A 19836-nucleotide genomic window follows, 5' to 3' on the forward strand; every position below is an offset into this window, starting at 1 on the left:
GCAGACGTGGCCCGGACCGCGGATTCGGTCGCTGCTGTGGGGTCCCTACCGCTCGGATGTGTGCGGTCTGCCCCTGTTGATCAACTGCTCCGGATGATGTCTTCCGGTCGTACCGGCACCCGGTTGATGTATCCGGTGCCGCCTCGTTGTGCGCACGCGTCGCGGATGGCCGCGACGACGGCGGGAGTCGATGAGAGCGTGGGCGGTTCGCCCGCGCCGCGCAGCCCGTAGGGGGCGTGCGGATCGGGATTCTCGAGGATCTCCAGCTTCTGCGGAGGCGTGTCGAGAATCGTGGGGATCAGGTAGTCCGTGAAGGACGGATTACGCACCTTGCCGTCGAGAACCTGGATTTCCTCCATGACTGCCAGACCGAGTCCCTGTACCGAACCGCCGTGGATCTGGCCCTCGAGGGAGAGGCGGTTCATGATCTTGCCGACGTCTTGAACAGCGTCCAGTGCAACGACTTTCACCAAACCGAGTTCGGTGTCGACGTCCACCACGGCCCGGTGCACGCAGACCGCGAGCTGGGTGTGGCTGTTGCCCTGGCCGGTCACCGGATCCATGCCGGTGGTGGGTTTGTGATGGTATTCGCGGGTCTCCTCGACGACCTCGTCACCGAGTACGTCGGCGATGGCGGCCAGTACCTCCCCGGTCGAGGAGGAGAAGACCTTCCCGCCGACCAGTTGCAGGCCGCGGTGTGCGCCGAACTTGGCCTGCGCCAAGGCGAGTACTCGCTGCCGGACCGCTTCGCAGGCCGCCTTCACCGCGCCACCGGTCATGTACGTCTGGCGCGAGGCCGACGAGCTGCCGGAGTCACCGACACCGTTGTCCGCGGGATGGATGACCACGCGGTCGATGCCGAGTTCGGTGCGGGCGATCTGGGCCTCGACGGTGACCAGACCCTGGCCCACCTCCGCCGCGGCGGTGTGCACCAGCGCGGTCGGCTCGCCGCCGATCACCTCGAGGCGCACCCGGGCGGTGGAGAGGTCGTCGAAACCCTCGGAGAAGCAGATGTTCTTGATGCCGATGCCGTAACCGATGCCGCGCACCACGCCCTCGCCGTGGGTGGTCTGGGAGGCGCCGCCGGGCAGATTGCGGATATCGGTGGTGTCCACCGCCTCGGGCAGCGGGATCTCGCGCAGTTGATCGAGCATCTCTTTCAGCGGGGTCGGTGCGTGAACCACCTGTCCGGTGGCGAGTTTCGAGCCCTGGGACACGACATTGAGCTGCCGCACGAGCACCGGGTCCATCCCCAGCTCCTCGGCGAGCTTGTCCATCATCGACTCGTGCGCGAAACATGCCTGCACCGCGCCGAATCCGCGCATCGCGCCACACGGCGGGTTGTTGGTGTAGACACCGTACGCATCGATCTCGATGTGCGGGATCTCGTACGGTCCCACCGCGAGCGAGGAGGCGTTGCCGGTGACGTTCAGCGTCGCCGAGGTGTACGCGCCACCGTCCAGGACGATGAGAACCTTTGCGTAGGTGAGCTTTCCGGCAGCGGTCGCCCCGAACTCGTAGAGCATCTTGGCGGGATGCCGATGCACGTGCCCGAAGAACGACTCCTCGCGGTTGTACATCATCTTGATCGGCTTGCCGGTCCGCATGGCCAGCATGCCGGCGTGGATCTGCATGGACAGGTCTTCACGGCCACCGAACGCGCCGCCGACTCCGGCCATGGTCATGCGGATCTGCTCGTCCGCCAGGCCCAGGCACGGGCCGATCTGGGACAGATCGTTGTGCATCCACTGGGTGGCGACGTAGAAGTCCAGGCCACCGTCCTCGGCCGGAATCACCATGCCGGATTCGGGGCCCAGGAACGCCTGGTCCTGAATGCCGACCTCGTACTCCTGGGTGACCACCACCGAGGCCAGCGCGCGACCGACGGTGATGTCCCCGACGCGCACGGGCTGATGGCGGGCGATGCCGCCGCGCTCCTGGACCGCGAGCTTCTTGGGCGCGGAGATCACGGCCATCGGGTCGGTGATGGGTTCGAGTACCTCCCAGTCGATCTCGATCGCCATGATGGCGCGACGGGCGATCTCGGGGTGATCCGCGGCGACCAGGGCAATCGGCTCACCGTGGTGGCGCACCTCGCCGATGGCCAGCACCGGCTGATCCCAGGTGTGGTCCAGGCCGTACATCTTGCGGCCCGGCACGTCCTCGTGGGTGAGGACCGCGTGCACGCCGTTCATGGCCAGCGCGGGGCCGATATCGATGCTGCGGATGATCGCGCGCGGATGCGGGCTACGCAGGGTCGCGCCCCACAGCATGCCGTCGATCCACAGGTCCGAGGCGTAGGCGAACTCGCCCTTCACCTTCAGCGTGCCGTCCGGGCGCAGCGGGCTCTCACCGATGCCGCCGCGACCGGGCGCGGCGACCTCGTGCGGGAAGCGGACAAAGCGGGTGGCGGTCATCGGGACTCCTGACGTAGCAGGCGCTTACGGGCCAGCACGCCGGCCTGACCGACCATGTCGTGCGGCAGGGTGCGCAGTTCGTCGTTCGCGACCACGGTGCGGCCGCCCACGAGCAGACGGGCCAGCGGTGGGGTGGGGCCGAATACCAGGGCGCACACCGGATCCTGGACAGCGGCGCGGAAGCCGTCGACGCGCCAGATGGCGATGTCGGCCAGCTTGCCGGGCTCCAGACTGCCGATCTCGTTGTGGCGGCCCAGGTTTCGAGCACCGCCGAGAGTGCCCATTTCCAGGGCCTGGCGTGCGGTGAGCGCGGTCGGGCCGTGCACGGCGCGCTGGAACAGCATGGCCTGGCGCATCTCGCCGGCCATGGAGGTGAGTTCGCTCGAGGCCGCGCCGTCCACGCCGAGTCCGACGGGTGCGCCGGCCGCGAGAAGCTCCGAGACACGGGCGATTCCGGCACCCAAGCGGGCGTTGGAGCTCGGGCAGTGCGCCGAGCCGGTGCCGGTCTCGGCGAATCGGGTGATGTCCGCGTCGTGCAGGTGCACCGCGTGGGCGAACCAGACGTCGTCGCCGAGCCAGCCGAGCTTCTCCATGTACTCCACCGGGCTCAGGCCCAACTGCTCGCGGCAGTGCACCTCCTCGTCGAGGGTCTCGGCGAGATGGGTGTGCAGGCGCACGCCCTTGGTGCGGGCCAGGGTCGCGGCGTCGAGCATGAGCCCTTCGCTGACCGAGAACGGCGAGCAGGGCGCCACGGCGACGCGCAGCATGGAGTCGAACGAGGCGTCGTGGTAGCGATCGATGATTTCCGCTGTGCTGGAGAGGATCTCGTCGCGATCCTCGACCACCTCGTCCGGCGGCAGACCGCCCTGGGACTGGCCGCGATCCATGGAACCCCGGCACGGATGGAAGCGCAGGCCGATCTCCTGGGCGGCGCGCACCTCCGCCTCGAACAGGTCACCGCGGCCCTTGGGGAACACGTAGTGGTGATCGCTGGAGGTGGTGCAGCCGGTCAGGGCCAGCCAGCCCAGGCCCGCGGTGGCCGCGCCGTAGACGACGTCGGCGTCCATCGCGGCCCAGGTTCGGTACAGACCCGTGAGCCATTCGAACAGCGTCGAATCCTGATAGAGGCCCTGGGTGGCCCACTGGTAGAGGTGGTGGTGGGTGTTGACCAGGCCCGGGGTCACCAGGCAGCCGGTCCCGGAGATGCGCTCGGCGCCCACCACCGTCGGCGCCGGTCCGGCGCCGAGAGCTTCGATACGGCCGTTGTCGATGATCAGATACCCCGACGGGATCTCCTCGCCCACGACCGGTGCGATGTACGCGTTCTCGATAACGATCTTGGTCACTGCGCGCTGACCTTCCGCTCGGCCGCCAGACGCACGGCATCCAGAATCTTTTCGTAGCCGGTGCAGCGGCACAGGTTTCCGGACAGCGCCTCGCGGATCTCCACGTCGGACGGGTCGGGCACGCGCTCGATCAGATCGTGCGCCTGGACGATGAGACCCGTTGTGCAGAAACCACATTGGACCGCACCGGCCTCGACGAAAGCCTGCTGCACGGGATCGAGGCGATCACCGGCGGCCAAACCCTCCACGGTGCGGACCGAACGCCCCTGCACCTGACCTGCCGCGACCAGGCACGCGCACACCGGCGAACCGTCCAGATACACGGTGCAGGAACCACATTCGCCTTGTTCGCAGGCATTCTTGGAGCCGGGCAGCCCGACTCGCTCGCGCAGGAAGTAGAGCAGGCTCTCTCCCTCCCAGACATCGTCGACGGTCTCGGGGGAACCGTTGATGGTGCATTCGACGCGCATCAGGCCGCCCTCCTCTCTGCGGTGAAGTCGTTCCAGGCCCAGCCCAGCGTGCGGCGGGCCATGACGGACAGGGCGTGCTTGCGGTAGTCCGCGGTGCCACGCACATCGTCGATGGGTTTGGCGGCCTCGGCGACGAGTGCGCCGAAATCGCGAAGCAGCTTCTCGCCCAGTGGAACCGGGTTGTCCCAGGGCAGATGTTCGGCCAGCAAATCCTGGGCCTCGCGGGCTCGCAGCGGGGTCGGCCCGGCCGAGCCGATACCGGTGCCCGCGGTGCGGGTGACCGGATCCAGCGCGACCGCGAACGAGCAGACCGCGATCACCATGGCGTTGCGGGTGCCGACCTTCGAGAAGTACTGCGGCCCCGGCGCGGGTTCGAGCCAGACGGCGCGAATCAGTTCGTCCGCTTCCAGCGCGTTCTTCTTGACCCAGACGTAGAAGTCGTCGATCGGGATCATGCGGCTGCCACGCGCGGCGGATTCGACCTCGACGACCGCGTTCGCCGCGAGCAGCGCGGGATGCGCGTCACCGGCGGGCGAGGCGCCACCGAGGTTGCCGCCGACCGTGCCGCGATTGCGGATCTGTGGCGACCCCACGGTGCGCGAGGCCTGGGCCAGGGCGGGGAGCCGGTTGCCGAGCTTGCGGATGATCCGCACGTACGGCACGCCCGCGCCGATCCTGATCCGGCCGTCGGCCTCTTCGATCTCGAAGAGTTCCCGGCACGGATTGAGATCCAGCAGAGCCGCCGGGCGGCCGCGGTCGAAGTTCAGCTCGACCATGACGTCCGTGCCGCCTTGAATCGGCTTGGCGTCGGGGCGTTCGGCGCGCAGTGCCAGCGCGTCCGCCCAGTTCTCAGGATGTAGGAAATCCATCGCATCGCTCCCGAAATCAGTCCCACGCCGGGCCGGCGGCGGGGACCTCGCGCACCACCGTGCCTTCGATCAGCCCGTAGGGGCGGTCCGCGGCGTAGAACACCTCGTTGTCGTTGACCAGTCCGAACGGTGAGAGATCCACCTCGAAGTGGTGCTTGTTCGGCAGCGTCAGCTTGACTTCGGCGATGCCCGAGCAGGTTTCGAGCACGCGCTCGCCCATCGCGTACAGCGTCTGCTGCAGCGAGAGGCTGTGGGTGTCCGCGAACGCCTGCAGCATGGCGCGCTTGACGATCTCGTAGGACTTGTCCCACTCCTCGGCGTCGCCCGAATGCCGCCACTGCGCGTTCACCTCGGTGGCGAGCACGCGATCATGGGTCTCGCGCAGCGTGGTGTAGCGGTCCTTGATGTAGCCGAAGAACTCCGAACCGGTGGTGTTGAGCACCACGAGCTCCTTGAGCCCCGACACCACCCACGCGGTGGAACCGTCGTAATGCACGGTGGCGGTGCGGGTCTCACGACCGGAGCGCACGAACGAATGCGGATGGCTGTTCAGGCCGACCACATTGCGCTCCCACTCGTACTCCTCGAGCTCGATGCGGGCGTGGCCGATGGTGGGCTGCGAATCCACGAAATGCCGCGCCAGGCGCAGGCCGAACTCCTCGGGCGAGGCGATCCCGTACTGCTTGGCGAAGGCGAACACCGTGTTCTTCTGGGTGTCGGTCGGCAGCACCGCGCCGTTGTCGCCGGTCAGGTGCACCTCGCGCATGTCACCCGAGAGCGCCACGCTGACATTCAGGTCGCGGATCTGGTGCTTGGTTCCGCTCTTGGTGACCTGGACGACGTGAGTCTCCGCCTTGCCGTAGCGGTTCGGACCGAGCTTGATCGACATGGTTCAGCTACCTCGATACGTGGAGTAGGAATAGGGGCTCAGCAGCAGCGGCACGTGATAGTGCTCGGCTGGATCGGCGACCGTGAATTCGATGGTCACCGAGGGGTAGAAAGGACTGATGTCGCCGGTGTCGAAGACCAGGCGGTGCACCCCCGCGGCCGGGGCCGGCAGGCCTGCGATGCGGCCGTCGGCGTCGGTGTCACCCTGGGCCAGCACGGCGCCGGCCGCGTTCTCGAGGCGAACCGCCATCCCGGCCGCGGGGCGCCCGGTCGCGGCGTTCAGCACGTGGGTCGACAGACTCATGTGTGCCCCAGCAGTTTTCGGATGCGCAGTGCGGCGATATCGGCAAGTTCCGTTCGTACGACCGCACGTTCGCCCTCGACCGAGTTGTTGATCCGGATCCGGAGCTCCGACAGCATCTCCGCGGCGCTGCGTCCGGTGGCGCAGATCAGGAAGACGTGGCCGAAATGTTGCTCGTAGGACAGGTTTCCGGCGGCCAGCTCGGCCAGCACGTCGGCATCGGCCGCGGCCGCGCCGGACTGTTCGTCCTGCGACCAGCGGGCCTCGCGGCGCGCCTCGGCGGACGAGTCCGCGTGTCCCCGAACCGCTTCGGCCCGCTCACCGATGCGGGGGTGCGCCGAGAGCGCCTCCTGAACATCGTCCCAATCGAGTTCACGCACACCCGACACGGCGGCCTCGATGAGACCCGTCTCGTTCAGGTAGGGCCTGTTCGCGACCAATTTTCGGGCCCACCGACGGGAGGCGCAGCAGGTCAGCAATTGCGCCTCGGCCTCTTCCAGCGACAGCGCCCCGAGCCAATCCAGGCGACTCGACATCCGACCTCCATCCGTTGCTCTTGCTGATGACAAGTCAACCGCTGGGCGGCTCCGAACGGCAGGGACGAGACCTCCGAAGATGTGGCCTGCTTCACAGCGGGGGTTTCGTAGATATCTCCAAAGCCGGTAACCCGCGCTTCACCGGGCGTTGACCCGCCCGCACGGCGCCCGACCAGCGCCCGGCCCGGTCGTTCAGTGGGCCCGCCCCTGTCCGAATCCGTCAGAATCGGGTAGGGACCCCAGGTGGGAGCGGTCCGCGCGGCATCGCCGGTCCGAGCTGGCCGCACTCGCGATCAGCCGTTGCCCAGGGGGGAATTGTGTAGGTTGGTGGGGCTCAGGCGACCGAGCGGTTGCCCCTCGAACCCCCGATGGAGTGGTCTCGGGCGCAGATCAGACAGGATTTGATCGCTCAATCATGCGACTACGTTCCCTGTTGGACATGACGGAAATCGGCCTGGAGCTCGTCACCGGCGCGGACGAGTTGGACCGGTTCGTGCGCTGGGTCGTCACGACGGACATGCTCGATCCCAGCCGGTACCTCTCGGGCGGTGAGCTGGTGCTGACGGGGATGCAGTGGCGGCGCGCACCCAGCGACAGCGACACCTTCGTGGCCGCGCTGTCCAAGGCCCGGGTCGCGGGGCTCGCGGCCGGTGACGCCAAGTACGGCGAGACGCCCGAGGACATCGTGAAAGCATGTGAGCGGCACCGGATTCCGCTGTTCCGGGTGCCCGAGCAGGTGGCGTTCGCGACGGTGATCGAGCACGTCAACCGGAACCTGTCCACGGGCCGGGCGGCGGATCTGACCGCCATCCTGGACCGGCATCGGCAACTGGTGTCCGGCGGCGGGCTCGATTCGGTACTCGATCTGATCCATCGCAATCTCGGTACGCACACCTGGGTGGTGTCCTCCACCGGCCGCGTGGTCGCGGGGCCGGTGCCGGAACTGCCTGATTCGGTGCGCACCGCCATCCTCGGCTCGGCACGCCTGCCCGCCGTGATCACCCACGAGGGCACGGCGTATTCGCTGTTCGCGGTGGATGCGGACGGGACCTCGCGAGTGGCCGACTGGTTCCTGGTGTTCGAGGGCAGCCATCGCGAATGGTCCGAGGAACGACGGGCGCTGGCCGGTGAGCTGGCCGCGGTGGTCTCGCTGGAACGGGCGCGGCACGACGATCGCCAGAGCGCGGAGGGGCGGCTGGCGCAGGAGCTCGTCGAGTTGATCGTGTCCGACGCCAAGCCCTCGGAGATCGTGTCGCGGCTGGAGCTGACCGGGCTGCGACTGGCGGATCAGTATCTGGCCGTGGCCGCCACCGCCGATTCGGGGACCGTGCGGCCGGGCGAGCTGCGCGCGGTGCTGCGCGAAATCCTTTACGGCAGAAGCCCGGCCGCCGGAGTAGTCGACGGCGAGGCCATCGCGCTGGTGGCTCTCGGGGACGACATCGGCCTCGATGACCGGATTCATCGTGCGATCGAGGCGCTCGAGCCCGGATTGCAGGGCGCGCGGCTGTCGGTGGGGATCAGCGGCGCGGTGGACGGCGAAGGGCTGCGCGGCGCGGTCGAGGAAGCGCGATACGCGCGGCGGATGGCGGCGGAACGACGTCAGCCCACCAGCGTGGTGCGGCACGACGAGCTGGCCACGCACATGCTGCTGCTGGCCAGCGTGCCCGACGAGGTGCGGCGAATGTTCCGGGTGCGACTGCTGGACCCGCTGAGCAGCTACGACAAGGACAATCGCGCGGATCTGGTGCATACGCTCGAGGCGTTTCTCGAACAGTCGGGATCGTGGAGCAAGTGCGCGGAGATCCTGCATGTGCACGTGAACACGCTGCGATATCGGGTTCAGCGGATCGAGGAGCTGACCGGGCGTGATCTGTCCCGGCTCGAGGATCGAGTGGACTTCTTCCTGGCGCTGGCGCTGCGGTAGCGAGGGGTCAACCGGCCTGGTTCGCGTAGTCGGACATCCGAGCGAGGAGCTGTTCCAGGGCATCCGGAGCGAAGGAGGCGGCCAGGTTCGCCGCTGATTCGGCGGCCTTGCCCGCGCTGCGCGGGAACAGCCCCGCCTCGTACCGAGCGAGGGCGGCCTCGGGGTCGGCGTGGTTCGCCAGCGCGGTCGCCAGTTCCGCGCCGTCGAGCATGGCGAGGTTGGCTCCTTCGCCCGCGAACGGAGACATGACGTGCGCCGCGTCGCCCACCAGGGTCACCCCGGGTACGCGGGACCAGCTGTGACCGACCGGCAGAGCGTGGATCGGGCGGGGAACCAGCGCGCCGTCGGCATCCGCGACCAAGGCGCGCAGGCGCTCGTCCCAGTCGTGGAAGTGTTGCAGGACAGCCGCTTTCGCGGTGACTGGCACGGTGAAGTCGATGGCGTGCAGGGAGTCCACGGGGATGGCCAGCGCGGCGTAGGTGTGCAGGCTGCCGTCGGTTTCCCGATGCGTGAGAAAGCCTTTGCCGTCGCCGAGCGCGAACATCATTCCGGGGCCGACCAATTCGGCTGTGGCGTGGTGATGGTCCTGCACCGGGAACAGGTCGCACTCGATGAAGGAGATGCCGGAGTAGGCCGGGATCGCCGCGGAGAGCAGTGGCCGGACCTTGGACCAGGCACCGTCCGCGCCGATGAGCAGGTCGGTGGTGAAGCTCGTGCCGTCGGCCAGGGTGACCCGGTGTCCGCCGCCGCCGGTCGGCCGGATGTCCACCGCCTTCGCGCCCCAGCGAACGGTGTTCCCGGGCAGGGATTCCAGAAGTAGCCGGCGCAGGTCGTTGCGATCGATCTCGGGGCGGCCACCATCGCCGCCGTCGTCGCTCATGCGCACGACGCCGGTCTTGTCGACGATGCGCATGGCGTCGCCGCCGGGGAGGATCAGCTGCTGGAACCGTTCGAACAGACCTGCCGCGCGCAGGGCGGCCTGGCCCGACTCGACATGCATGTCGAGCATGCCGCCTTGATCGCGGGCAGTGGACGAAGCGTCGAGTTCGTAGATGACAGAGGCGATTCCATGGACGTGCAGGACTCGGGCCAGAACCAGGCCGCCGAGGCCCGCGCCGATGATCGCTATCGAATGATGTTCGGACATCGTGTTTTCCTCCTCGAAATCAGTGGCTGTGGTTACCGGGCAGTGGATCCGGTCGCGGGGTGTGCAGTGCGCCGTTGAGGATCAGGCGGAAGCCCCAGTCCAGTCGCGCTTCTCCGGAGCCGGACATCATCTCCGAGGCCAGGGCGGCCGTGTGCGGGTGGGTCCGGGGCGGGGCGTCGCGCAGGGCGGCGGCCAGGGCGTGATGGTCGGCGTCCGCGGCGGGGTCGGCGTCATGGCCGGTCTGTTCGGCGGCGGTCGCGGTGGCGTATTGCAGGAGCAGGTCCAGCGCCCAGGCCGCTTCGCGATCGGGCACACCGCCCTCGCGCAGCAGCGCGAGAACGGCTTCGACCAGGTTCAGGTAGCCGGGACCGGACGGGCGGGCGGTCAGCGCGGAGCGCGCGAGGGCGGGGTTGCCGAACAGCACCGTCGTGTACGAGGTGAGCACCGCGACCAGGCGGTCCTGCCACGCGCCGGCAGCGGTGACCGGCGTCAGGTCCACCTCTCGCAGCAACTCGTCCAGGATCGCGGCGTGCAGTTCGCCGGTATTGCGGACGTAGACGTACAGCGACGCCGGGCCGGTGTCGAGTTCCTGGGCGAGCCGCCGCATGGTGACACGCTCGAGGCCATCCGCACGCATGACATCGAGTGCGGCGGCGATGATGCCCGACCTGGTGAGGGCCGGTTTCGCGGGGCGTTCGCGGCGACTGCGCGCGTGGTCGGTGGGCATGTTTCGAGGGTAACGAACATGTTCGTTACGAACAAGTACGCTACGAACATGTTCGTTGTGCGTCGCACCACAGTGCGTGCGTGAGGTGAACTGCACATCCTCCCTCGACTCGGATGCGCTGCGACAGATACTGCTCGGGCGCCTGCATCCTCGCGAATTTCCGGGTGCGAAAGAAAGGTGGAAGACCGAGGATTCGAACCCTGAGTTCGAGCGCCGGATCCCGTCGGGAACGAGTTCCGCAACACCTGCTCGAATTATCTTTCACAGTTCATCGTGCCGAACGTGGCTCATTTCCGGATCCGGAAGAACCTGCGACACACCGGCCGCAGGGAAAATTGTTGGGTCACAACCTGTTTGTAGCCCGAGGCCGGGAACTCGGCGATGGCCGGATCGATATCGGACGTCAGGCGAGAAAGGCCGCATCGGTATAGGAGGTCATGAGAGCAAGGCCCTGCGCGGCCGCACCACGGCTGCCGACCGGCAGCCGTCCTGTAAGTGAACACCGCCCGGCGATCTACTGAGCAGCGGCGATTCGCTCGGCGAGGAAGGGTGAGCGACCGTACAGTAGGTTTCATGCGGTCGATTTGGAAGGGCTCCATCGCGTTCGGCTTGGTGAATGTCCCCGTGAAGGTCTATACGGCCACGGAGGACCACGACATCAAGTTTCATCAGGTGCATGCCGCCGACGGGGGGCGCATTCGCTATGAGCGACTGTGCACCATCGATGGGCAACCGGTGCAGTACGCGGATATCGACAAGGCCTACGAATCCCCCGACGGTGACCGGGTGATTCTGACCGACGAGGATTTCTCGAAGCTCCCCGCGGCGGAGAAACACGAGATTCCGGTGCTGCAATTCGTGCCGTCCGAGCAGATCGATCCGATTCTGTACGACAAGAGCTATTACCTCGAACCGGATTCGACCACGCCCAAGGCGTATGTGCTGCTTGCCAAGACGCTCGAGCAGGTGGATCGCGTCGCGCTCGTGCATTTCACGCTGCGGCAGAAGACTCGGCTGGCGGCGCTGCGGGTGCGCGAGGGGGTGCTGGTGCTGCAGACCATGCTGTGGCCGGACGAGGTGCGGGCGGTGGCGTTCGACAAGCTCGACGGCGTCCCCGAGCCCAAGTCGCAGGAATTGAAGATGGCCGAGACGCTGGTCGACACGCTGTCCGACGATTTCGATCCGACGCTGTACGTGGACGAGTACCAGGCCGAGTTGAAGAAGATGCTGGACGAGGCGATCGCCAGCGGCAGCAGCAAGGTCACCCGCGCCCCCGAGGCGGCGTCGGCTCCGGAGATGGACGCGGAGGTCGTGGACCTGGTCGCCGCATTGCAACGCAGTCTCGAGGCGTCGGGGCGCGGTGGGTCGGCGCCCGCGTCGCCCAAGAAGGCGACCAAGGCCGCGAAGACGACCAAGGCCGCCGCGAAACCCGCCAAGAAGGCAGCGAAGAAGGCTCCGGCGAAGCAGGCCCGCAAGGGCGCCTGATATCACGGGATCGGACTACGCCTCGCGACCCCTCGCATACCGGACTCACAGCATCCACCTGGCAAACTGTCGGATATGGAACCCGCGATAGCGATCGTCCCGATGGGCCTGGGCCACCTGCGTCAGGTCCTCGATCTGGGATACGAGGCGTTCGACACCACCACCAAGCCGTACACCTCCTGGTCGCTCACCTCGGTGGCCGAGCACCTGGACAGTGCCAGCCGCTCCTGCTGGGTGGCGGTGGACTCGGACCGGGTCGTCGGATTCGTCCTGGGTTCCATGGAATTCGAGCTGCGCGAGGACTGGGCGTACGTCGAGTGGATCGCGGTCTCACCCGATATGCAGGGGCACGGAATCGCGGGGCGGTTGATGACCGCGTGTTGCGACACGCTCTTCCACAGCGGGGCGCGCCGGATCGTGACCGATGTCGAGAACCACAACACCGCCTCGGCGGCGCTGATGCGCCGCAACGGATTCACCGAGGGGACCACGGTCACGCTGTTCGTGCGGCCGAACCCGGCCGAGTCGGGTGCCTCCGACGACGATCAGGTGGCACTGCCGCCGGGCACCAAACGCGACCTCATCCGCAAGGGCCGCATTGCGGGTGAAGGCGGCCGAAATCGCACGCCCCGCGGTCCGGCCGGAGTCGGTACCGAATAGTCAGGCGAGCAGCGCGTCCAAGCGCTGCCACATCTGATCGGCGGCGGGCACCTCGGTGGTCAGCCCGGCCAGCTTGGCGCGGAACGCCGTGTGTTCCGAGCGGTACATCGCCAGCAGCCGTTGATTGTTCGCGGCGGACGCTTCGACATTCGCGATCCGGTCGGCGAGTTTCAGGATCGCGGCCGGCGGATGCGCGACGATCTTGGCCTGGGCGTCGGCATTGCGCTCGCGACGGCTCTCCCCCACTCCGGTCACCGCCCACACCAGGTCCGCGACCGGTTTCCCGAACGCCTCGTCGATCTGCATGATCGTGATCGGGGTGTCCTCGACGACGTCGTGCAGCCACGCCGCCACGCCGGTGTCCCCGCCGATGCCGTACTCCGCGAGCACCGCGCGCACGGCGGCCAGATGAGTGACGTAGGGCTGATCCCCGTACCGCTGCGCCCCGTGTGCCCGCTCGGCGAACGCCCGAGCCGACACCTCGATCTCATTCAAAGTCATTGCGCCCCAGCGTACAGACACCACGACGGTCTCTCAGCGCGAACAGCGACGGTGAATTCGCACCGACGAGTGCCGCCGTTCCCGGTATTCGACGGTGAGCCCGGTCGATCGGGATTCCATTCGGCGAACACCGTTTACTATGCGCGGAGGGTTCGACGCTAGGAGCACGTAGTGGAAGCAGCATTCGATGTAGCCGGACTGGTAGGCCATCGCTATCGCATGGATGACTATTACGAGGTGGGCCGGGAGAAGATCCGGGAGTACGCACGGGCGGTACAGGATTTCCATCCCGCGCACTGGAGTGAGGACGCGGTCGACGAACTCGGGTACTCGGGGCTGGTCGCGCCGACCACCTTCATCTCGATCGCGGCGATGCTGGCGAACCGGCGTCTGTTCGAGAGCGTGATCACCGGATACGACGTGTACGTGCAGACCGATCAGGTCTTCGAGTTGTACAAGCCCGTCGTCACCGGCGATCGGCTCGTCAGTGATGTCGAGCTGTCCGCGGTGCGCCAGGTGGCGGGACGAGATCTGCTGACCGTCACCAATACCTTCACCGATCAGACCGGCGAGGTCGTGCACATCATGCACACGACCGTGCTCGGCATCACCGGCGAGGACGTCGACGCCGGCGTCACCGACGCGATGGAAGCCGTGATCATGCACGGCGTCGAGATTCCGGGCCGGACGCGGGCGGCCGCAGCCCCACCGACGCAGACGCTCCCGGAGATCAGCACCACGCTGTCCGAGGTGACGCGAACTCGTCAGCCGCAGACCAAGGTTCGGTTCGAGGACGTCTCGGTCGGCGACGAGCTGCCGCCGCGCACCGCGCAGCTCACCCGTGGTGACCTGGTGAACTACGCGGGCGTCGCCGGCGATGCGAACCCGATCCACTGGCACGACGGCATCGCCGCGCTGACCGGCCTGCCGAACGTGATCGCACACGGCATGCTCACCATGGGCCTCGGCGCCGGGTTCGTCACCCAGTGGCTCGGCGACCCGGGCGCGGTGACCAGGTACGGAGTCCGCCTGTCGAACTACACGATCGTCGAGGCGTCCTCGGTCGGCACGGTCGAATTCACCGGCCGCGTCAAGTCCGTGGACCCCGACACTCGAACGGCGGTAGTCGTCATCGTCGCCAAGTCCGACGGCCGCAAGATCTTCGGCCTCGCCACCATCGAGGTCCGCCTCGGCTAGTGCCGGGTCCGGCGGTGGATGAACAAGGGCCCGTACGGGATACGACCGGGTATCCCGTACGGGCGGGGCGGTCAGGGCTGGGTACGTATGCCCCGAGGGGTGCGTATGCCTCGAGCCAGGGCGGTGGTCAGGGTGTGCAGGGCGGTCAGGGCCGAGGGGTCGTCGGGAGCGCCGAGGAGGGTTTCCACGAAGGCCGTGCCCACTATGACGCCGTCGGCGAAGGCTGCGACCTCGGCGGCTCGGGCGGGGGTGGAGATGCCTATGCCCACACAGATCGGGAGATCGGTGGTGGCTCTGGTTCGCCGGACCAGGGTGTGGGCCGCCTCGGTGGTGGATTCCCGGCTCCCGGTTACGCCCATCATGGAGGCGGCATAGACGAAACCGCTGCCGGCGGTGGTGATTTCGGCGAGGCGCTCGTCCTTGCTGCTCGGGGCGACGACGAAGACCGTGGCCAGGTCGTTGGCGGTGGCGTGCCGCCTCCAGGACTCGGACTCCTGGACCGGTAGGTCGGGCAGGATGCAGCCCGCGCCGCCCGCCTCGGCCAATTCGGTGGCGAAGCGTTCGATGCCGTAGCGGGAGATGGGATTCCAGTAGCTCATGATCAGGGCGGGCTTGCCGGTCGCCTCGACGACTTCGCGGACCGTGCGCAGCACGTCCTCGATCCGGACGCCGCCGCGTAGTGCCGCGTCGACGGCCGTATGGATGGTGGGGCCGTCGATGACCGGATCACTGTGCGGGAGACCGATTTCCACGATGTCGGCGCCGCTGTTCAGAACCGTGGTGAGGGCGGCGATGCCGGTGTCCACGGAGGGGAAACCCGCGGGCAGGTAGGCGATCAGGGCGGCGCGGTCCTCCTGTTTCGCCGCGGCCAGCGTGTCGGTCAGCAGTTGGATGTTTCCGCTCATCTCGAGCCCACCTCCTGGGTGTTCGTGGCGGCGGGGTCGCCGAAATAGGTTGCGGCGGTGGCCATGTCCTTGTCACCGCGGCCGGAGAGGTTGACCAGGATCAGGGCGTCCTCGCCGAGTTCGCGGCCGACGTCGAGGGCTCCGGCCAGCGCGTGCGCGCTCTCGATCGCGGGAATGATCCCCTCGGTTCTGGACAGCAGCCGAAATGCTCGCATGGCGGCGTCATCGGTGATCGGGAGGTACTCGGCCCGGCCGATATCGTGCAGGTGCGCGTGCTCGGGACCTACGCCCGGATAGTCGAGACCCGCTGATATCGAGACGGGTTCGATGATCTGACCCTCCTCGTCCTGCAGCACGAACGAGCGCGAGCCGTGCAGGATGCCGGGCTCCCCCGCGGTCAAGGTGGCCGCGTGCTCGCCGGTCTCCACACCGTGCCCGGCCGCCTCGCAGCCGATCAGCCGCACCTGTCGATCGGGCAGGAAGCCGTGGAACAACCCGATCGCATTCGACCCGCCACCGACGCACGCGATGGCGGCGTCCGGCAGCCGGCCGGCACGCTCGAGAATCTGACGCCGAGACTCCACCCCGATGACGCGCTGGAAATCGCGGATCATCGCGGGGAACGGATGCGGGCCCGCGACGGTGCCGAAGATGTAGTGGGTGTTGTCGGCGTTGGCGACCCAGTCGCGGAACGTCTCGTTGATGGCGTCCTTGAGGGTGCGCGCTCCCGAGAGCACCGGAATGACCTCGGCCCCCAGCATTTTCATCCGGGCGACATTGAGCGCTTGGCGCTCGGTGTCGACCTCGCCCATATAGACGGTGCAGTCGAGGCCGAACAGCGCGCACGCGGTCGCGGTCGCGACGCCGTGCGAGCCCGCACCGGTCTCGGCGATGACGCGGGGCTTGCCCATTCGCTTGGTGAGCAGCGCCTGGCCCAGCACATTACTGATCTTGTGGGAGCCGGTGTGGTTGAGATCCTCACGCTTGAGGAAGATCCGGCCGCCCCCGGCGTGCGCGGCGAACCGGGGCACCTCGGTCAGGGCGGTGGGACGCCCGGCGTAGTTCACCAGCAGATCTTCGAGTTCGGCGACGAAACTCGGATCCGCCTTCGCCGCTTCGTATTCCGCGGCGACCTCGTCCACGGCGGCAACGAGCGCCTCCGGGATGAACTTGCCGCCGAACGCGCCGAAATAGCCGTCGGCGCTCGGAGTGTGGCCCGCGGGTGCGGGCAGGAAGAAGTGGGTGTTCATGGGATGTGGTCGCTCCTGGTCCGGGGCGCGAGGCCCCGGTCGTCCGGCAGGGATGGTCCAGGGGGACGCGCCGGGCACAGCGAGGTGACGAACTCTCGGATCGACTCACACGGATGTCGACGCCACGCCGAATACCGGCGTGCGGAAACAGGAGTCGATCGGGCAGGAGTAGATCAGGAGAGAACCGGGGAGGACGAAGCTCCCTCAGGCACCCCGCACCGTGCGCGGCGCGCCGAGCCATCGCATACCGTTGACCTGGCCGGGTTCCGAGCCGATCACGTAGCGCACCCGTCGTCCGTGCACGCGTCGCGCAGGCGCCCGGCAGCCGCGCGGGCGGCAGCCTGGAGCGAGACGGGCGGCGATGGGCATATGCGCACTCTAGCCCACGATCACCGAGCGATCACACCCGATTCCGGGGTGATCGTCGTGACAGGAACGTCAGTGTTTCGACCGGCGTCGCGTCCCCCGGGCGCAGCCCATAAGCTGACGCCGTGAATTCCGGGCGGACAGTGGTCGACGGGCGTTTCGAGTTGGTCGAGCCACTCGGTAGCGGCGGAATGGGGACGGTGTGGCGTGCCTATGACATCGCGCTGCATCGCGAGGTGGCGCTGAAAGAGGTGCGCGCGGACGAGTCCCCCGGTGCGAGCCCGCCGGAGGTGCAGCGCGAACGCGTGCTGCGCGAGGCACGGGCGCTGGCCCGGATCGGGCATCCCAATGTGGTCGCCATCCACCACATCGTGGACACGCCCGCCGAGAAGCATCCATGGATCGTGATGGAGCTGGTGCGCGGGCGGACCCTGGCACAGCACTTCGAGACCGGGCCGATGGCTCCCGAGCGCGCGGCGCAGATGGGGCGCGGGATCCTCTCGGCGCTGCGGGCCGCGCACGCCGTCGGGGTGCTGCACCGTGATGTGAAACCCGCGAATGTGATTCTGCGCGAAGACGGTTCACCGGTGCTGACCGATTTCGGCATCGCCGCCATCCAGGAGATGACCGGCCTGACCGCCACCGGGCATCTGGTCGGATCACTGGAATACGTTGCGCCGGAACGACTCAGCGGACAGGAGGGCAATCCGTCCTCCGATCTGTGGTCGCTCGGGCTGGTGCTGTACTTCGCGGTGGAGGGCTACCACCCGATGCGGCGTGACAGCACCGTCGGCACGCTGGCGGCGGTGTTGCAGGCCGAGGTTCCCGCGCCGCGCCGGGCCGGGTCGCTGACCACGACTTTGACTGCGCTGCTGGTGTCGGACCCGGATCGGCGGCCGTCGGCGGATCACGTGGATCGCCTGCTCACTCAGGCGGCAGCCGGCGCGACCGCCCAGCTCGACTGGCCGCCGACCCCGCATCCGAGTGGGGCCGCCCAGCAGGACCGGTCCGGCCCGCAATACCTCTCGGGGCAGCAGGAGTGGCCGGCAACGCCACCGCACGGCTCCGCCGGGGCCGCGAACTGGGCGCCTGGTTCGACCAATGGGGCTACCGGACAGTCGAAGTGGGGCGCCTCGGCGTCGCACGGATCGACCGGGCAGGCGCCGTGGGATGCCGCGGCGGCACACGGTTCGACCGGGCAACACCAGTGGGCACCGACCGCACCGCACGGGTCGGCCGGGCAGCCGGAGTGGGGCCGGGCCCCCGGCACGACGTCGAATACGCCGCCACCCTATGCGGCTCCTCGTCCCGGCGGCCCGTCGCGAGGACCATGGATTCTCGCGGGCGTCGCGGTCCTCCTCGCGGCCGTCGTGGTCGCGGCCGTCACGCTGTGGCCCGACTCCGGTGGGAACAAGGACATCTCGACACCGCCGACCGTGCTGAGCGGAACCGCGCCGCCGAGCACGGTCATCGGCACCAGCAGGGCGGGCACACCTCCGGCGAGCGGCACCCAGGGCGCCGGGGACCTGCTCACCCCCACCGGCATCCGCCAGGCGATCACCGCCCTCGAACAGGCCAGTGGCGGAGAGGAATTCACGCGCGCGACGTTCTATCCGACGTACGCCGACACCGGCGCGCCGGTCAAAGGGCAGCCGACACTCTACGACCAGTTCTCCTATCGCAACGGCGTCGGCAAGCGAGACGGAGCCGGCGGCACACTCGGCGACGACAAGACCGTGAAGCTGCGATCGATCAACTGGGACGCGCTGCCCGCCCTGTTCGCCACCGCCGAGCAGAAGCTCAACGTCCCCAAGCCGACACTGCGCTACGTGATCGTCGATCCGGCGTGGACGTTCAACGACGACAAGCCGACGGTCATGGTGTACCTGACGGACGACTACGGCGGCGCGTACCTGGCCGCGGACGTCGACGGCACCGTCGTGACCATGATTCCCCGGTAGACGTCCCCGAAGGTGCTGCGGCTGGGCGGGACCTTCCCCGCCACGTCGATCCCACCCCGGTCCTCGCACGTCCGACACCACAGCTACCTGGGTCGAGTTGGGCTGTTCCTGTGGCGTGATCGGTTCGTCAGGGTTCGAGGCGATCGGGCAGGTTCAGGTAGTGGGCGAGGTGGGTGGCCGCATCGAGCATGGACACGCTCTGGGCCGTGAGCTTTCGCTGCCAGTCACCCAGGGTGGCGGCCAATGCCGCAGTGCCACCGGCGGTTCGGATCTGGGCGACGACCGTGGCGATCTGGTCGAGCGGGTAGCCGCCCCGCCGCAGCAGGTGGGTCAGTTCGGCGTCGCGCAGGTCGTTCGCGCGGTAGAGGCGGTAGCCGGTCGCGGGATCGCGGGCAGGGGTGAGGATTCCGGCCTCCTCCCAGTTGCGGATGGTGGCGGGGGTGACTCGCAGGCGGTGGGCGAGTTCACCGATGGTCCGGGGACCGGGCTGCGAGGAGCGGTCCGGGTCCGGACCGGAAGCGGGTTCGGCCAGCAGGTGGTTCACCGCGCTGCGCACCACGGCCAAAGTGTCGCGGTCCTGGAGCAATTGGGCGTGGCCGCGGTCGATCTGGGTCAGAGCGCCATCGAGTTCGTCCTGGTGCAGGGCGTTCATGATCCGCCCCGCACGCGAGTGCCCATAGGCGGGGATCAGGGCGAGGTAGGTCCGCAGGGCGGCGGCGTGCACCCGGGTGTAGATGCGATAGCCGCTGGCGGTGCGACGAGCGGGAGGGAGGAAGCCGTCCCGCTCGTAGTTGCGCACGGCCTGAGCGGAGAGGCCGTGCTCGTGCGCCAGTTCGGCGGGACGCAGGATTATCACCGGTTGGAGACTTTACACGGTAATGATCAC

General features: G+C 68.1%; 19 protein-coding genes. 5 read left to right on the forward strand and 14 right to left on the reverse strand.

Annotated features, from left to right (window positions below):
* Positions 1 to 80: 80 nt before the first annotated feature.
* From NJ1_RS10965 to uraD, 7 genes are read right to left on the reverse strand one after another with little or no spacing between them, the layout of a single operon-like run.
* The gene (locus tag NJ1_RS10965) at positions 81 to 2417 is read right to left on the reverse strand and encodes a xanthine dehydrogenase family protein molybdopterin-binding subunit (RefSeq protein ID WP_174557067.1); all 2337 of its coding nucleotides are present in this window, start codon (positions 2415 to 2417) and stop codon (positions 81 to 83) included.
* The gene (locus NJ1_RS10970) at positions 2414 to 3763 is read right to left on the reverse strand and encodes an 8-oxoguanine deaminase (RefSeq protein WP_084477971.1); all 1350 of its coding nucleotides are present in this window, start codon (positions 3761 to 3763) and stop codon (positions 2414 to 2416) included. The genes NJ1_RS10965 and NJ1_RS10970 overlap by 4 nt, the downstream gene beginning before the upstream one ends.
* Positions 3760 to 4233, reverse strand: a complete 474-nt coding sequence (locus tag NJ1_RS10975) for a (2Fe-2S)-binding protein (RefSeq protein ID WP_067691342.1) — start codon at positions 4231 to 4233, stop codon at positions 3760 to 3762. The genes NJ1_RS10970 and NJ1_RS10975 overlap by 4 nt, the downstream gene beginning before the upstream one ends.
* Positions 4233 to 5102, reverse strand: coding sequence for an FAD binding domain-containing protein (locus NJ1_RS10980; protein ID WP_067691344.1), 870 nt, complete (start codon positions 5100 to 5102; stop codon positions 4233 to 4235). Before NJ1_RS10980 ends, NJ1_RS10975 begins: the two co-directional genes overlap by 1 nt.
* Before the next feature lie 16 nt (positions 5103 to 5118).
* Complete coding sequence (gene pucL / locus NJ1_RS10985; RefSeq protein ID WP_067691347.1) at positions 5119 to 5991, reverse strand: factor-independent urate hydroxylase; 873 nt, start codon at positions 5989 to 5991, stop codon at positions 5119 to 5121.
* Between the two features lie 3 nt (positions 5992 to 5994).
* On the reverse strand, positions 5995 to 6294 hold the full coding sequence (uraH, locus tag NJ1_RS10990) for a hydroxyisourate hydrolase (protein ID WP_067691350.1): 300 nt from the start codon (positions 6292 to 6294) through the stop codon (positions 5995 to 5997).
* Positions 6291 to 6827, reverse strand: coding sequence for a 2-oxo-4-hydroxy-4-carboxy-5-ureidoimidazoline decarboxylase (uraD, locus tag NJ1_RS10995; protein WP_067691352.1), 537 nt, complete (start codon positions 6825 to 6827; stop codon positions 6291 to 6293). Before uraD ends, uraH begins: the two co-directional genes overlap by 4 nt.
* A 439-nt stretch (positions 6828 to 7266) precedes the next feature.
* Here uraD and NJ1_RS11000 point away from each other — a divergent pair, with 439 nt between their 5' ends.
* Positions 7267 to 8751, forward strand: coding sequence for a PucR family transcriptional regulator (locus NJ1_RS11000; protein WP_245717330.1), 1485 nt, complete (start codon positions 7267 to 7269; stop codon positions 8749 to 8751).
* A gap of 7 nt (positions 8752 to 8758) precedes the next feature.
* Here NJ1_RS11000 and NJ1_RS11005 read toward each other — a convergent pair whose 3' ends face one another.
* Both NJ1_RS11005 and NJ1_RS11010 read right to left on the reverse strand, forming a co-directional pair.
* Positions 8759 to 9898 (reverse strand): FAD-dependent oxidoreductase, encoded by a 1140-nt coding sequence (locus NJ1_RS11005; RefSeq protein WP_067691358.1) that lies wholly within the window; start codon positions 9896 to 9898, stop codon positions 8759 to 8761.
* A 19-nt stretch (positions 9899 to 9917) separates the two neighbouring features.
* Positions 9918 to 10625 carry a TetR/AcrR family transcriptional regulator gene (locus NJ1_RS11010; protein WP_067691361.1) on the reverse strand — a complete coding sequence of 236 codons (708 nt, stop codon included), beginning with the start codon at positions 10623 to 10625 and terminating at the stop codon, positions 9918 to 9920.
* Between the two features lie 573 nt (positions 10626 to 11198).
* Between NJ1_RS11010 and ku the strand changes: the two genes are divergently transcribed.
* Both ku and NJ1_RS11020 read left to right on the forward strand, forming a co-directional pair.
* Positions 11199 to 12110, forward strand: coding sequence for a non-homologous end joining protein Ku (gene ku, locus NJ1_RS11015; protein WP_067691363.1), 912 nt, complete (start codon positions 11199 to 11201; stop codon positions 12108 to 12110).
* Positions 12111 to 12185: 75 nt separating this feature from the next.
* A complete protein-coding gene (locus tag NJ1_RS11020) occupies positions 12186 to 12770 on the forward strand; it encodes a GNAT family N-acetyltransferase (protein WP_067691365.1) in 585 nt (194 codons plus the stop codon).
* Here the strand turns inward: NJ1_RS11020 and NJ1_RS11025 are convergent, their stop codons facing one another.
* Positions 12771 to 13271: an HD domain-containing protein gene (locus NJ1_RS11025; RefSeq protein ID WP_067691367.1), complete on the reverse strand. Its 501-nt coding sequence runs from the start codon at positions 13269 to 13271 to the stop codon at positions 12771 to 12773.
* 219 nt (positions 13272 to 13490) lie between these two features.
* Here NJ1_RS11025 and NJ1_RS11030 point away from each other — a divergent pair, with 219 nt between their 5' ends.
* Entirely contained in the window at positions 13491 to 14468 is a 978-nt protein-coding gene (locus NJ1_RS11030) for a fused (3R)-hydroxyacyl-ACP dehydratase subunits HadA/HadB (RefSeq protein WP_067691370.1), read from the forward strand.
* Between the two features lie 71 nt (positions 14469 to 14539).
* Here NJ1_RS11030 and trpA read toward each other — a convergent pair whose 3' ends face one another.
* The 3 genes from trpA to trpM form a co-directional block, all read right to left on the reverse strand.
* Complete coding sequence (trpA, locus tag NJ1_RS11035) at positions 14540 to 15373, reverse strand: tryptophan synthase subunit alpha (protein WP_067691373.1); 834 nt, start codon at positions 15371 to 15373, stop codon at positions 14540 to 14542.
* Positions 15370 to 16623, reverse strand: a complete 1254-nt coding sequence (gene trpB, locus NJ1_RS11040) for a tryptophan synthase subunit beta (RefSeq protein WP_067691376.1) — start codon at positions 16621 to 16623, stop codon at positions 15370 to 15372. Before trpB ends, trpA begins: the two co-directional genes overlap by 4 nt.
* 204 nt (positions 16624 to 16827) lie before the next feature.
* Entirely contained in the window at positions 16828 to 16992 is a 165-nt protein-coding gene (gene trpM / locus NJ1_RS38930) for a tryptophan biosynthesis modulator TrpM (protein WP_157573895.1), read from the reverse strand.
* A gap of 122 nt (positions 16993 to 17114) precedes the next feature.
* On the opposite strand from trpM, the gene NJ1_RS11045 reads away from it, so the two are divergent.
* Complete coding sequence (locus NJ1_RS11045; RefSeq protein ID WP_218025167.1) at positions 17115 to 18950, forward strand: protein kinase domain-containing protein; 1836 nt, start codon at positions 17115 to 17117, stop codon at positions 18948 to 18950.
* 127 nt (positions 18951 to 19077) lie between these two features.
* On the opposite strand, the gene NJ1_RS11050 is transcribed toward NJ1_RS11045, so the two are convergent.
* The gene (locus NJ1_RS11050; RefSeq protein ID WP_067691383.1) at positions 19078 to 19806 is read right to left on the reverse strand and encodes a TioE family transcriptional regulator; all 729 of its coding nucleotides are present in this window, start codon (positions 19804 to 19806) and stop codon (positions 19078 to 19080) included.
* Positions 19807 to 19836 lie beyond the last annotated feature (30 nt).

The organism is Nocardia jejuensis NBRC 103114, from assembly GCF_001613145.1.
In the GTDB taxonomy this organism is placed as follows: Bacteria; Actinomycetota; Actinomycetes; order Mycobacteriales; family Mycobacteriaceae; genus Nocardia; species Nocardia jejuensis.

What these genes read in the sequence shown, in the direction of transcription:
- uraH (WP_067691350.1), bottom strand. Translation starts at nt 6,294, where the DNA reads ATGAGTCTGTCGACCCACGTGCTGAACGCCGCGACCGGGCGCCCCGCG.
- NJ1_RS11020 (WP_067691365.1), top strand. Translation starts at nt 12,186, where the DNA reads ATGGAACCCGCGATAGCGATCGTCCCGATGGGCCTGGGCCACCTGCGT.
- pucL (WP_067691347.1), bottom strand. Translation starts at nt 5,991, where the DNA reads ATGTCGATCAAGCTCGGTCCGAACCGCTACGGCAAGGCGGAGACTCAC.
- ku (WP_067691363.1), top strand. Translation starts at nt 11,199, where the DNA reads ATGCGGTCGATTTGGAAGGGCTCCATCGCGTTCGGCTTGGTGAATGTC.
- uraD (WP_067691352.1), bottom strand. Translation starts at nt 6,827, where the DNA reads ATGTCGAGTCGCCTGGATTGGCTCGGGGCGCTGTCGCTGGAAGAGGCC.
- NJ1_RS10980 (WP_067691344.1), bottom strand. Translation starts at nt 5,102, where the DNA reads ATGGATTTCCTACATCCTGAGAACTGGGCGGACGCGCTGGCACTGCGC.
- NJ1_RS10965 (WP_174557067.1), bottom strand. Translation starts at nt 2,417, where the DNA reads ATGACCGCCACCCGCTTTGTCCGCTTCCCGCACGAGGTCGCCGCGCCC.
- NJ1_RS11025 (WP_067691367.1), bottom strand. Translation starts at nt 13,271, where the DNA reads ATGACTTTGAATGAGATCGAGGTGTCGGCTCGGGCGTTCGCCGAGCGG.
- trpB (WP_067691376.1), bottom strand. Translation starts at nt 16,623, where the DNA reads ATGAACACCCACTTCTTCCTGCCCGCACCCGCGGGCCACACTCCGAGC.
- NJ1_RS11030 (WP_067691370.1), top strand. Translation starts at nt 13,491, where the DNA reads ATGGATGACTATTACGAGGTGGGCCGGGAGAAGATCCGGGAGTACGCA.
- NJ1_RS11010 (WP_067691361.1), bottom strand. Translation starts at nt 10,625, where the DNA reads ATGCCCACCGACCACGCGCGCAGTCGCCGCGAACGCCCCGCGAAACCG.
- trpA (WP_067691373.1), bottom strand. Translation starts at nt 15,373, where the DNA reads ATGAGCGGAAACATCCAACTGCTGACCGACACGCTGGCCGCGGCGAAA.
- NJ1_RS11000 (WP_245717330.1), top strand. Translation starts at nt 7,267, where the DNA reads ATGACGGAAATCGGCCTGGAGCTCGTCACCGGCGCGGACGAGTTGGAC.
- trpM (WP_157573895.1), bottom strand. Translation starts at nt 16,992, where the DNA reads ATGCCCATCGCCGCCCGTCTCGCTCCAGGCTGCCGCCCGCGCGGCTGC.
- NJ1_RS11005 (WP_067691358.1), bottom strand. Translation starts at nt 9,898, where the DNA reads ATGTCCGAACATCATTCGATAGCGATCATCGGCGCGGGCCTCGGCGGC.
- NJ1_RS10975 (WP_067691342.1), bottom strand. Translation starts at nt 4,233, where the DNA reads ATGCGCGTCGAATGCACCATCAACGGTTCCCCCGAGACCGTCGACGAT.